The organism is Chitinophaga skermanii (genome assembly GCF_003259335.1).
In the GTDB taxonomy this organism is placed as follows: domain Bacteria; phylum Bacteroidota; class Bacteroidia; order Chitinophagales; family Chitinophagaceae; genus Chitinophaga; species Chitinophaga skermanii.
In genome coordinates, this window is the sequence record NZ_QLLL01000015.1 from 35826 (window position 1) to 48806 (window position 12981).

General features: G+C 43.3%; 11 protein-coding genes. 8 read left to right on the forward strand and 3 right to left on the reverse strand.

Annotated elements, in window-relative coordinates; genetic code table 11:
* The first annotated feature begins 195 nt into the window (after positions 1–195).
* The 5 genes from LX64_RS24985 to LX64_RS25005 all read left to right on the forward strand — a co-directional run bounded on the left by LX64_RS24985 (position 196) and on the right by LX64_RS25005 (position 5525).
* Positions 196–1191: a PorP/SprF family type IX secretion system membrane protein gene (locus tag LX64_RS24985; protein WP_111600434.1), complete on the forward strand. Its 996-nt coding sequence runs from the start codon at positions 196–198 to the stop codon at positions 1189–1191.
* Between the two features lie 11 nt (positions 1192–1202).
* On the forward strand, positions 1203–2882 hold the full coding sequence (locus tag LX64_RS24990; RefSeq protein WP_111600435.1) for an OmpA family protein: 1680 nt from the start codon (positions 1203–1205) through the stop codon (positions 2880–2882).
* Between the two features lie 127 nt (positions 2883–3009).
* Positions 3010–3792, forward strand: coding sequence for a V-type ATP synthase subunit I domain-containing protein (locus tag LX64_RS24995; RefSeq protein ID WP_111600436.1), 783 nt, complete (start codon positions 3010–3012; stop codon positions 3790–3792).
* Positions 3793–3816: 24 nt separating this feature from the next.
* Entirely contained in the window at positions 3817–4884 is a 1068-nt protein-coding gene (locus tag LX64_RS25000; protein WP_111600437.1) for an AI-2E family transporter, read from the forward strand.
* A 41-nt stretch (positions 4885–4925) separates the two neighbouring features.
* Positions 4926–5525, forward strand: a complete 600-nt coding sequence (locus LX64_RS25005) for a hypothetical protein (RefSeq protein ID WP_111600438.1) — start codon at positions 4926–4928, stop codon at positions 5523–5525.
* Positions 5526–5771: 246 nt separating this feature from the next.
* On the opposite strand, the gene LX64_RS25010 is transcribed toward LX64_RS25005, so the two are convergent.
* From LX64_RS25010 to LX64_RS25020, 3 genes are read right to left on the reverse strand one after another with little or no spacing between them, the layout of a single operon-like run.
* Positions 5772–6170 (reverse strand): hypothetical protein, encoded by a 399-nt coding sequence (locus tag LX64_RS25010; RefSeq protein WP_111600439.1) that lies wholly within the window; start codon positions 6168–6170, stop codon positions 5772–5774.
* A gap of 45 nt (positions 6171–6215) precedes the next feature.
* Positions 6216–6623, reverse strand: coding sequence for a hypothetical protein (locus LX64_RS25015; RefSeq protein WP_148707465.1), 408 nt, complete (start codon positions 6621–6623; stop codon positions 6216–6218).
* Positions 6601–7119 (reverse strand): hypothetical protein, encoded by a 519-nt coding sequence (locus LX64_RS25020; RefSeq protein WP_111600441.1) that lies wholly within the window; start codon positions 7117–7119, stop codon positions 6601–6603. Before LX64_RS25020 ends, LX64_RS25015 begins: the two co-directional genes overlap by 23 nt.
* 872 nt (positions 7120–7991) lie before the next feature.
* Between LX64_RS25020 and LX64_RS25025 the strand changes: the two genes are divergently transcribed.
* From LX64_RS25025 to LX64_RS25035, 3 genes are all read left to right on the forward strand, one after another.
* Positions 7992–10373 (forward strand): TonB-dependent receptor, encoded by a 2382-nt coding sequence (locus LX64_RS25025; protein ID WP_111600442.1) that lies wholly within the window; start codon positions 7992–7994, stop codon positions 10371–10373.
* A 24-nt stretch (positions 10374–10397) separates the two neighbouring features.
* On the forward strand, positions 10398–11645 hold the full coding sequence (locus tag LX64_RS25030) for a DUF4374 domain-containing protein (RefSeq protein WP_111600443.1): 1248 nt from the start codon (positions 10398–10400) through the stop codon (positions 11643–11645).
* A 62-nt stretch (positions 11646–11707) separates the two neighbouring features.
* The gene (locus LX64_RS25035; protein WP_111600444.1) at positions 11708–12946 is read left to right on the forward strand and encodes a PepSY-associated TM helix domain-containing protein; all 1239 of its coding nucleotides are present in this window, start codon (positions 11708–11710) and stop codon (positions 12944–12946) included.
* The last annotated feature ends 35 nt before the right edge of the window (positions 12947–12981 follow it).

A 12981-nucleotide genomic window follows, 5' to 3' on the forward strand; every position in this document is an offset into this window, starting at 1 on the left:
TAGCAACCAAAAACTTGTTCGGGAAAAGACATGTGAATAGTTAAGACCCAAGCGTAGCCCCGATTTTCGAGCAATTAAAACGACAAACACTAGCATATACCAGGACGGAATTGTATCAAAAAAACCATAGAAAACATCGCATGTATCAGCGTATACAATGGAGAACATCCAAAACCAGCGATAAAAACCGGTACTATGAAAATTAAATTTACAGTCTTTTTCGTGCTAAGCTTTTGCTTGCTGCAAGCAACAAAAGCACAACAGCAAGTACAGTTTAGCCAGTATATTTTTAATATGCTGAACCTTAACCCAGCCTACGCCGGTTACCGCGGCGGAACTAGTCTGAATGCCATACACCGCCGGCAATGGACGGGCATTAAAGGTGCTCCCATTACCACCGCTATTTCGGCGGATTGGCTTACCAATGCGAAAGACGACCGCTTAGCATTGAGCGCGGGTTTTATGATGGACGAAATGGGCGCACAAAAAACGCTTTCTGGCAACATCGGGGTATCGTACCGCATACCACTGGGCGCCGATGGTGAAAAGCGACTCTGTTTCGGGATCAACGGCGGGTTCATGCAATTCCAAATGGATGGTACCGTGTTGGAATATGTAGATGAAAACGACCAACGCATCCCCGTAGGTAAACCCACCCACACCGAACCCGATGCTACCTTCGGCGTATATTATTACACCCCGAAATACTATATCACAGCTTCTGTAAACAACCTCTTGCAATCGACCGGTATGAAAGCCTACGATTACAACGGGCAGTTCTTCACCAGCATCGTTCGCGAACCACATTTGTACGTAGGCGCCGGAGCCGTGTTTAACGTGGCTGAAAACCTTAAACTAAAACCCTCTTTCCTATGGAAAGAAGATTTTAAAGGTCCTTCCAATATCGACGTAAACGCTTTCTTGTTAATTCATGATATCCTTTGGTTAGGTGCTTCTTACCGTACAGGTTTCAAATTGTGGGATAAAACAAACCTGCAAAAAGACCTCGAAAAGCAAGATGCCGTGGCCGCTATGCTCGAAGTATATGCCACCAAGTGGCTACGCGTTGGGTATGCGTACGATTTCACCACGAGCGGCTTGAACAACTACCAATCCGGCACGCACGAAATTTCTGTTAGTTTATTCTTCCCCAACAAACGCAAGCGGGAAATTTCACCTAGGTACTTCTAAAAATAGTCGACATGCATCTAAAATTAACCTTGGTTTTGCTCTTGGTTACCGTTACTTGCTTCGCGCAGGAACAACCGAGTTACGAACAGTTGGGGGATAAATTCTTCGTTACTTACCAGTACGACAAAGCCGCCCATTCTTATGAAAAAATTGCCAAGAAGAAACACACCAAACCCATCATATTCTATCGCCTCGGCTATAGCTACGAAGAACTGGGTGATTACAGTAAAGCGATTGAAGCATACACGAAAGCTGTAGAAAAAGACCCCGCCGCCGACTCACTTTGGGTACGTATCGGCGATCTACAAAAAGTACTGCAACAATACAACGAAGCAAAAGCCAGTTACGCTAAATGTAGTCGTTGCAATACAACCAACCGAGTAGCCGGTTGCGACTCCGCTTTAATATGGCAACCCCGCGACATTACTATCACGAATTACGACGCTATTAATACAACAAACTCCGATTGGGGGGCTTATGAATTAGATGGTAACAAACTTGTTTACACGTCTAACTTCAATAGGCTCGAACCGTATACCCAGAAAATCTCCCGTCAAACCGGCGAACCTTATTTCAGGGTATACCAATGGTCGAACCCCAAATCATCGCCCACCCGCGTGAATGTAGATGAACTCAATAACATCTTCGACCTCACCGACTATCACATCGGCCCCGCCATTTCCTCCCAAGGAAATATGTATGTGACAGTAAGCAAAATCGGCCGCAAACTGCCGAAAGAAAAAATAGGTAAACTGAATGTACATACCCGTCGACTCGAACTATTCATAATCGACGGTAACCATAAAGTCACCCCTTTCCCCTATAACGATCCTGAAAAATTCTCTACGGGCCATGCAGCCTTAACACCCGACGGTAATACCCTCTATTTCACCTCCGACCGCCCCGGTGGTTACGGCGGCACCGATATTTGGTATTGCACCCGCAGTGGCGATACATGGAGCGCTCCAGTGAATTGCGGCAACGTAATTAATACGCCCGACGATGAAATGTTCCCCTATATTGCGCCTAGTGGCACCTTGTATTTTTCAAGTGATGGCCTTGTAGGAATGGGTGGTTTAGATGTGTTTAAATCGACCGGGAGCGCGGCGAATTGGAGTTCACCCAGTAATCTTTTACCTCCGATCAATAGCAGTTACGACGATTTCTACATCGTACCGTCAAACGATGTAGCCGGTTATTTCGCCTCTAATAGGCCCGGTGGTAAAGGCAGCGACGATATTTATTCGTACGCTGTGAAAGTGCAACCTGTGAAACAAATTCCCCCACCACCACCGCCTCCACCTCCTCCGCCACCACCACCGCCGCCGGTTGGCAAAGTGTTCGTGTTGAGGAATTTATACTACGACTTCGACAAATCCAATATTCGTCCTGATGCAGCCGTTGTGTTAGACTCGCTCACAGAAGTACTAAGAACTTACCCAACGATGGAAATCGAGTTAAGTTCCCATACCGATAGCAGGGGTAGCGATGCGTACAACGAAAAACTGTCGCAACAGCGCGCGGCATCAGCTAAGGCTTACCTTGTACAAAAAGGCATTAGTGCCAGCAGGATACAAGCCATCGGGCTCGGTGAGAAACACCCTGTGAACCGCTGTACCAATGGCGTGAAATGTACAGAAGCCGAACACCAAGAAAATAGGCGAACGGAGGTCAAGATTCTCAAACAGTAAACAAGCTTTTTCAGCATACAAAAAGCAGGCATACCTAGTGTATAGCCTGCTTTTTTCGTGTAAACAATTGCTGCGGGGTGTTGTTGTAGAACCGTAACCCATCATTCTTAGATTAAAAGCAACAGGTATGGAGAAAATTATCGTCGCCGCCTTCGAAGGCAAAGAAAAAGCCATGGCCGCTTGGCAACGCTTGAAAGATTTAGAAGCCTTGAACGATATTGCCGTGTATAGAAAAGTACTCGTTCATGCGAAAGATAACGGCGAAGCCGCCGTGATAGTAGACGATGGCGACCCAGATACAGGTTGGCGCGCAGTAACAGGTGCTACCTTTGGAGGGTTCATTGGCTTAATTGGCGGACCAATTGGCGTGATTATTGGAGCTACCTTTGGGTTGTTTGCGGGCGCCTTTGATGAGGTGGATGCCTATGATGTAAGCCAAGATTTCTTAATGCAAATAAAAACGCAATCGATACCGGGCAGTTATACCATCATCATCCAAGTAGAAGAAGAAAATGAAGTGTTTATCGATACGTATTTAACACCCTATGCAGATCGAATTACACGCACCGACATCAGAACCATTTACAACAATTATTCCCAGCGAGAAGCCGAAGAAGAAGCAAAGCAAATAGCCTTAGCAGAACAAGAATTGCGCGATGCCATTGAAGACGTGAAACCCTCGGCCAAAGCAAAGCTAGACAAACTCGAAGCCGCGTACAAGAAAAAGAAAGACGAGATAGAAAAGAATATCGCGGCCTACGAGAAAGAAGAAGCCTATAAATCTCAAAAAATAACGCAGAAGATTGCCCAAGTAGAGGGCGCCGACAAAAAGAAATGGGAAGATGTGAAAGAAAAAATCACCATCGACCTACAATCTACGAAAGCGCGCATACGGCAGATCTTCCGCTAGCCATCACGCTATAAAATTGAATAGATGACACATTTCAACATTACCGTTAGACGATCGATAGAATTAGTAGGGTTGTTTTTCTTAGGATACATTTTGTATATCGGCAAAGGAATTATTACCCCGATATTACTGGCCTTTTTCACTTGCTTAGTACTGTTACCCATCTTTCAATTTTTACGGCGTAAGCGCGTACCGGAAATACTGGCCATCATCATTTGTATTGTTTTTCTTTTCATGATGATGGGTGGCCTCATTTGGTTCTTCACCGCGCAAATATCGTCGTTGGCCCGTGACTTCCCCACGCTGCAAACGAATGTAATGCACTATTTGAATGAATTAAGTGAATGGATTAATGAAAAAACAGACTTCTCTAGCGAGAAACAACTGGAAATGGTGAATAACCAAAGCAACATGCTGCTTAGCTATGCTGGCGGCCTATTGGGTACCACTGCCTCGTCAATCAGCTCGGTGGTGGTATTGCTTGGGTTATTGCCTTTGTATGTTTTCCTGATACTTTTTTATAGAAACCTCATTTTGCAGTTCTTGTACATGTGGGTACCTAAAACAGCGCATGATAACTTGGATAAAACCATCACGGAAATCCAAGTAATTATGAAAAGTTACCTCCTCGGCCTTTTCATAGAGTTAATCTACATGACGGTTTTAGTAGGTTTGATCTTATTGCTGTTTGGGATTAAGCATGCATTATTAATTGGCGTAATCGTAGCAATTTTGAATTTGATTCCGTATGTTGGGCCTTTTATTAGTAATATCATTGCCATCATGTTGACCTTAACTTCCGGCAGTAGTTTTATTGCTGTGATTGAAGTGGTGGCAGTAATTTATGTTGTTCAACTGATCGACAACAATATTTTGATGCCTCGCATCGTTGGAGGTAAAATAAAGATCAATGCACTGGCTACCATTATCGGGATTTTACTGGGTGGAGCCATTATGGGTGCTTGGGGGATGTTTTTGTCGTTACCTATTATTGCAGTATTAAAAATCATCTTCAATAATTCTACCAACTTCAAGCATTGGGGCATATTACTTGGTGATACCCGTCCCGAACATCGCCCCGTACGAGAGTAGCAACATACATTTAATTATATTACACGGCTCAATTTTTAACTATGAAGAATCTATCCTTTGCCGCTATCCTATTGATGACCGCCTGCCAGGCTACAACAACCACTTCCACGGAACCAACAACAACACCCACGGAAGCTGCCCCTGTTGGAGCAGCAGCTACACCTCCTAGTAACGCGAACAAAGTAGGCGAAGAAGTACACGGCGACTTTAATGGCGACGGGAAACCTGAAACTGCCTACGTGGTACAAACCGCGCAAGCCGAAGGCAACCCGGTAGAAGACGGCAAACCGGCCAATTACGAAGTACGATTTTCTGATGAAAGCATGCCTAATATCAACATTGGCTGCTGTGAAAGTTTATTAATCAATGAAGGAGATTTGAATGGCGATGGTAAAGATGAACTGTCTACCTACCAAGCACCTATGAATGGCAATACCTACGCCATGAAAACATACTCCTTCCACGATAAAAACTGGAAAACCTTTATAGATACTTTCTTAATTCCAACCGGCGGCGAAGAATTAACATTGGATGCCTTGGAGCAACGAATTGTATTAGAGAACGGTAAAGTGTACTACTATGATGTGGATGTGAATGATGAGAACTTCCAATTAGTAAAGAAACCGGCGAAAACAATGTAAAGCTGTTTTTGCTGTATATACCATATAACAAACCCCGGTGAGTATTGGCTTACCGGGATTTGTTTTTTAGCAAAAGAATAGCATGCCGGTAATTTTAATACGCAATAGAATACCAAAGCAAGTGCTTTTACTTGCAAGACATTGGTAAAGGTCTTTTACGAAGGATGAGGGTTAAGGTAGGTGAGTCAAACTAATATTGGGTCACTATTCAACAAGAAATATCATCACGAATAAGGAGTAGCATAGCTATATAGCCAGCGAATCTTTCATGAGCAATAAGGCCAACATGCCGCCATCGGCAATGCGCTTACCGAGGTTTAAAATGTAAGTCGAAAAGTCTTTGGTATAGCCTTGGTGGAAAATAACCGTTTGGGCTGTCCAAGGAGCCGGTTCATGATCGTGCTCTACTTTCGACATAATCATAGCTGTAGGAAGCTGGGATTCTCGTAGCATAATGCGTGTTACTTCTTTCGGATCGATCACTTGACCTTGTAGAGAAAATTGTTGTTTTAAAACAAATGGGAGGATAATGTCCGATTTGATTTTTTCGAGATTTGGGTTGTCTAACTCGTAAAATTCCTGTGCCCCGTTAAAGTTATTAGTAGACAGGAATACGTGAAAATAGATATTAGGGTACTTTTTCATAACTGTGTACTTTTATAGTCGGTACACTAATATAAAAAACACCACTTATAATCCCAATTCAGTCGTTAGCACGGGTTGCACATCCATTTCCTTTAGTATTGTTACTATGTACTTTATGATATTCATATCCTCCAAAGGAGTGATATAATCTTCGAATTTGACCATGATATAATACGGGTAAGCTTCATACTTGGGCTGTAGCATGATTTGTTCGTTTTTCACAAGGCACATCCCGGCATTCTTGAATTCCAATAAATGATAATCACCGCCTAAAGCGGCGCTATTCCGTTTGCTGGCTTGTTGGAAAACCACCATGGGTTCGGCTTGGTTTTCAAATTTAGATCTGAGCCATACAGCGAGTTCGTCGAATAACTCGATGGTTTGAATAAATATATAATACACGTTGGTCTTTCCTCTTTTATCTCGTTCGCTACTTAAATTCAATTGTTTCACCGTTCGGAATAGCTTTACCGGCCATCTTTTGCGCTTGCACAAAAGCGGGCTCGTCGAGGGCTATGAAACCTTTCGGCGCCTTGTTCGCTTTGCCTTGGTAGATGCCTACGAATGCTTTGCGAAGGGTTCTATAAGTAGCGGGATCTGTTATTTTGAAATATTGCTTATACCAACCTTGTACGAATTGCTCGTTGACCACTTTCGGCCGGTTGGACCGTTCCCGGTGTTGCAAAATTTGTTCCATAGTAATGGCATCGATATCCCCGGGGTGTAAAAAGTACACACGTTTACCCGATAAACGGTTACTTCCGGCCCGTTGAAACACCCCAGCATGGTGCCATTCCTTGGCAAATGGTATCAAATCCTTCGCCGAAACTTTCTCACCAAATTTTTTCGACAATGCAGCCGCTACCTCCCCCGCTTTCTTCAAACCCCGCTCCTCGGCCATCAAGTAATTCTCCGATTTCCCTTGCCGAATGTATTGCTGCATTTTCATGAGCGAAAATTACACATATTCGCGCTAATTTTAAAACAACCAGCCCGAAAATCTGCTACCCAGCTACATTGTAGCCAAATTATTTTTAGCACAGCTATTGATATGCTTGCAATCGAATTCATAAGTTGCATAATGTACAATTTCAGCCAGGCGATTGCCAGGACGGCGTTCTAATGACTATCATGCGTAGCACAACAATCAACTGTTGAAAGTTAGATGATGACTTTCAACTGGCAATTTTTTCCGCATTCGAGTACTAGACGAACATGTCGACTTGCTCTAAAACGGCCTGTTCACAATACCCATGTCCTGCATATCAACAAATAAAAAAAGTCAATTTCTATTTATTGCACCCAAACACAAACTTCATTCCATTCGAACACATTCATCCTCTCAAACCCAATACAGCAAGTATTTACAATAAAAATCAATTATTCACAAGAAGTAGTAAAAACGCTTTCATTTATTGATACATCAATCATTACTTTGTCAATATTCTCCGCTTTCATATAACCATCACCGTTAGCATTTTCCAAATTTTAAAAATCATTTTCCCGAATCAATAAACACATAAAATGTTTGCAATCCTACCTTTGCCCTGCGAACTAAATAAGCTGTGTATTAAAACACACAAACTATCAACTATTGCCTAAAACCGCCTTCTATAGCGTATTTACAGCAATATTTTAAAGTGTATTATAACCCAAATTGTTAGCAATACCAGTGCGGGATTGTCATGCTATTAACAGAGAAAAAAAATCCTATTATGCAAATATCCAATGGGCATAACGAGATGCTAATGCCTAAACTTTCCAATTAATTTAATTCCGGGCCGCGGAAAGCCCTAACCAAATAAAAAACGATACAAAAAGATGAAAGCTCTAACAAAGGTTCATACCTACTTGTTAGCAGGAATACTATTGCTATTACTGCCCACAATCACACAAGCACAACACACCCATTTCCAAGGTACTGTTAAGGCCCATAACACGCCAATTATTGGTGCTACCGTTAGCCTTGTGAATACAACATATCAAACCATTACCGATGAAAACGGGCAATTCATTTTCAAAGATGTGCCCGCAGGGAAGTACACGGTGAATATCCGCTTTATGGGTTTTGAACAGTTTACCAAGCAAATCGAATTGCCACTTAGCAAAGCCTTGCATGTAACCCTTACAGAAAACAGCGAGCAATTAAACGGCGTAACCGTAGAAGGGAAAAATACAGTGCAAACGCTCAACAGGCAAGCATATAACATTACCGCGCTCGATGCCAAGAAATTACACAATACTACGCTCGATCTTTCCCATGCCCTCGATAAAGTAGCCGGCGTACGCGTGAGAGAAGCAGGCGGTGTTGGATCTAGTTTTAACTTAAGCTTGAATGGCTTTACTGGCCGGCAAGTAAAAGTATTTATCGACGGCGTTCCCATGGATAATTTCGGTTCTTCCTTTCAATTGAATAATATTCCTATTAACCTAGCCGAAAGAATAGAGGTTTACAAAGGTGTTGTACCCATTTGGTTAGGTGCCGATGCTTTAGGTGGTGCCATCAATATCGTAACAGGTAATAGCTACCGAAACTACGTAGATGTATCTTATTCCTACGGTTCTTTTAACACCCACAAAAGCAGCGTAAGCGCCGGTTACACAGCGAAGAACGGTTTTACTGTACAAGTGAACGCGTTTCAAAACTATTCCGATAACAATTACTGGGTAACGGCCGAAGTAGCAGACCTAGCATCTGGTTTGTATTACGACAAGCGCGTGAGAAGATTCCACGACAACTACCACAACGAAACCATCATTGCACAAGTAGGCGTAGTGGGTAAAAAATATGCCGACCGCTTAATGTTCGGTTTTACCGCTGCACAAAGTCGTGCCGACATCCAAACTGGTGCTAGGATGATCAGTGTATTCGGCGACTACTTCCGTAAAGGCAATACTTTGTTACCAAGCCTTAAATACCAAAAGAATGATTTATTCGTAAAGGGTTTGAATGTGAGCTTCACGGGGAATATTAACCTTGGTACCGAACAAAATGTAGATACAGTAGCTAGAAGGTACAATTGGCTGGGAGAATTCAGTGTGAAACCATCACCCGGCAGCGAAAGAGAACGATCGCTTTACAAGTTCCGTAACAACAATGGTATTACTACAACCAATATTTCTTATAAACTGAACGAATACAACTCCTTCGGCTTAAGCCATGTATTTACCACCTTTAACAGGAAAGGTTCCGATGCTACCAGCCCGAACAGCCAATCGTTGAAACAACCCCGTAAAACACAAAAGCATATTCTAGGCTTGGGGTACAAGTTAGATGCTTCTCCGAAATGGAGTATGTCGGTATTCGCAAAAGAATACTTGCAGCAAAACACCTCGTCGCTGGCTTATACTGTTGATAGTTTGGGTTGGGGTAATACTGCCTACAAAGAACAAACGAAATCGTTTACCAAAACAGGCTACGGTATCGCCACGTCGTACTATATCACGCCGAAACTTCAATTAAAAGGTTCTTACGAAAAAAGCTACCGCTTACCTGAAAACGAAGAACTTTTCGGCGATGTAATCAACTTAGAAGGTGTAGATACTTTACGCCCAGAAAGCAGTCATAACATTAACCTCGGCGTATACTACCAAGTGCCAACCAATGATATGCACCGTTTAATAGTGGAAGCCAATTTCATTCTCCGCGAAGCAAGTGATTTCATTCGCCCGGGGTTGAATACTAATGGTACGAAGCAAGTGATGACGAACCAACGGGATGTACGTAACACGGGGTTCGACGCTGCTATTACTTATAGCTTTTTACGCCGATTAAATATCGGTGCCAATGTTACTTACCAAAACATTCGTAACACCACGCGCTTCGAGAACGGCGCGAAGGTAGAAAGCGCGGTGTATAAAGACCGGATGCCGAATATGCCCTACTTATTTGGTAACGGTAACGCGGCCTACACCTTCATCAACTTTGGGAAAAAAGGCAATAACCTTACGTTCATTTACGACATATTGTTTGTAGAACAATACTACCTCCGTTGGCCAAGCCAAGGTACTGCCGATACGAAGTATATCATTCCGCGTCAAATCGCACACGATGCTAGCGTAGTGTACACCATGAAGGAAGGTCGTTATAACATTGCCGTAGCATGTAAAAACTTCACCGATAGCAACTTGTACGACAACTTCAGTTTGCAGAAGCCGAGCCGTTCATTCAATGTGAAATTCCGCTATTCTATCTACCAATAAAAAAATCACACAAATACATAAACCATGCAAAAATTCAACAAGCAACTATTCTTTACCCTAGGATTAGGCATTGCTTTAGCCGCTTGCAGCAAAGACGATAACGGTAGTCCGAAAGGGAATACCGGTGGAGAAGGCGAATCGAAAGGAAAATCGCGCTACGTAATTGCTGCCAGCCCGGTAGGTTCATTGGGCGAAGCTGCCAACTACTTAGTAACAGCAGATTCATTACACACAGGTACTGTAACAACAACGGGCAATGGTATCGAGCAAGATGGTTACCGTTATTACGCGTTCCACAAGAACAAATTGTTCAGCTTGTTATATGGCCAAGGTAACCCAGGTGCTGTAACAGCTTACACGTTAGACACAACGGGCAAATTAACCCGCGTAGCCAACTTGCTCACGGAAACGGTGCAAGTTTTTGGTAAGGTAGACAACGATTTGTTATTGGTAAAAGTACCACGCAGTGGGGATGCTAATGCCGGTATGTTCCGTGTAAATGCCGACACACCTCGTATTGTTGGTTCGAACACCATTAACACGATCAACTTAGCCGGCAACGGCGAAAGAGCACACTTTACAGGTGCTTACCAAGTGGGTAACAAAGTATACATGCCTTACTATACCATCAAAGGCATTACAGGTGCTGTATTTCACACCGATTATACCGATTCTACATGGATTGCCGTATTCTCTTATCCAGGCTTACAGTACGAACGTACTATTAAAGACAACCGTACTTCATACATCGGTTATTACTTTGCTCAAAACGGGTTGAAAGTAACTGAGAACGGCGATATCTACGCCTTCTCGGGTGCTGTTCAAAACGGTGCAGGCGTAAAACCATCAACGAAACCTTCAGCTATTGTACGTATTAAGAGTGGCGCGAGCGATTTCGATAAAAGCTACTTCTTCAATGTACAGGAAAAAGCTGGTGGTCGCCACTTAAAAGCAGAAACTTACTTTGGTAATGGCAAGTTCTTGGTGAGCTTCTATGTTGAACCCGGTAAAACGGAAGGTTTCATTCAATGGGCCGTGGTGGATGTAATCAACCAATCACTTACTTGGGTTACGGGTGCACCTCCATCAAGCGCGATCTTGCATGTAAGCATGTTCAACTCGGTAGAAGAAAATGGTAAAACTATCGGCGTTGGTATCACCACTGCTGAAGGTACTTGGATCTACAATTTCGAAGCGGCTACAGCGAAAGCTACCCGTGGCTTGAAAGTAGAAGCAGGTAGCGTAACCGGTCTCGGTAAATTGAAATATTAATCTCATTTTTTTATAACAGTGCCGTTTTGCGTTGTACGGCACTGTTTTTCATTTTATACTATATGAAACAAAACGTTCCCAACAATCAACAGAAGAAAAAGAAAAAGGCCGGTTCTTTATTCTCACGGGTTTCCGCTTGGTTACATCTTTGGCTGGGGTTGATCTCCGGCATTATTATGATAATTGTTTGTATAACCGGCTGTATCTGGGTGTTCAATGAAGAAATTACGTCGATAACTGAACCGCAACATAACATCCCCGTACGCGAACAAGCTATTCTTCCCCCCTCTGCCATGGCGCAAAAAGCGGCAGAAAAATACCCTACTAAAACCATCTCGTATATTACTTACCGCGAAGGCAAGGCTGCCTATGTTGGCCTCGGTCAACGTAGAGGAGGCACCACGCTTCGCATGAATCCCTATACCGGTGAAATCATTACAGCAACTGATGCTAAAAAAGGACAAGTAGATTTCTTCCGGTGGATACTCAACGGTCACCGCTTCCTATGGATGCCATACGAAATTGGTCGCCCTATTGTGAATTACAGCACCTTGGTTTTTATCATTACGCTGATCACAGGCCTCGTATTATGGTGGCCGAAAAAGTGGAATAAATCGACCCGCGATGCCAGCTTCAAAATAAAATGGACGGCCACTATCAAACGTGTAAACTACGATTTGCATAATGTACTCGGCTTCTATTCCATGATTGTATTACTCGCTATCGGTTTAACGGGTATGGTGTGGGGTATCCAATGGTTTAGTAAAGGTGCTTACTGGCTAACTTCCGGCGGTACCAGCTTACCCGCTTATAACAACAAAATCGCCAGCGATTCTACAGCTACGCGTAACTATACCAGCTTCCAAGCGGTTGATAAAAGCTTCCATACCGTGGTATTGGAAAACCCAAGGTCAACAGGCTTCTACGTTACCTTCCCCGATACCACGAGTGGTAAATCGTTTATTACCTTAATCGCATACCCCTCTAAAGGCAAGTATTACGATCATAGAAACTACGCGTTCGACCAGTTCACAACAGCTAAAATTCAACGCGGCGATTTTCAAGATAAATCATTCGAAGCATCATCCTTCGGCACACAATTACGCCGGATGAACTACGATATTCACGTAGGTGCAGTACTAGGCTTACCTGGTAAAATCTTAGCGTTCTTCGCTTCGCTCATTGGCGCCACCTTACCTGTTACAGGGTTCATTATTTGGTGGGGAAAGAAAAAGAAACAAAAGAAAAAACCGGCTGCAAAGCAAGTAGCGAAAGCAACAGCTGAACGTTTTTCCTCATGATAATTTTGTATGCCGGCCCTACCAAAAGGTGGGGC

Excerpts from the sequence above, each read along its gene's own strand:
- LX64_RS25010 (WP_111600439.1), bottom strand. The coding sequence starts at position 6,170 with ATGAAAAAGTACCCTAATATCTATTTTCACGTATTCCTGTCTACTAAT.
- LX64_RS25000 (WP_111600437.1), top strand. The coding sequence starts at position 3,817 with ATGACACATTTCAACATTACCGTTAGACGATCGATAGAATTAGTAGGG.
- LX64_RS25005 (WP_111600438.1), top strand. The coding sequence starts at position 4,926 with ATGAAGAATCTATCCTTTGCCGCTATCCTATTGATGACCGCCTGCCAG.
- LX64_RS25020 (WP_111600441.1), bottom strand. The coding sequence starts at position 7,119 with ATGAAAATGCAGCAATACATTCGGCAAGGGAAATCGGAGAATTACTTG.
- LX64_RS25025 (WP_111600442.1), top strand. The coding sequence starts at position 7,992 with ATGAAAGCTCTAACAAAGGTTCATACCTACTTGTTAGCAGGAATACTA.
- LX64_RS24995 (WP_111600436.1), top strand. The coding sequence starts at position 3,010 with ATGGAGAAAATTATCGTCGCCGCCTTCGAAGGCAAAGAAAAAGCCATG.
- LX64_RS25030 (WP_111600443.1), top strand. The coding sequence starts at position 10,398 with ATGCAAAAATTCAACAAGCAACTATTCTTTACCCTAGGATTAGGCATT.
- LX64_RS24990 (WP_111600435.1), top strand. The coding sequence starts at position 1,203 with ATGCATCTAAAATTAACCTTGGTTTTGCTCTTGGTTACCGTTACTTGC.
- LX64_RS24985 (WP_111600434.1), top strand. The coding sequence starts at position 196 with ATGAAAATTAAATTTACAGTCTTTTTCGTGCTAAGCTTTTGCTTGCTG.
- LX64_RS25035 (WP_111600444.1), top strand. The coding sequence starts at position 11,708 with ATGAAACAAAACGTTCCCAACAATCAACAGAAGAAAAAGAAAAAGGCC.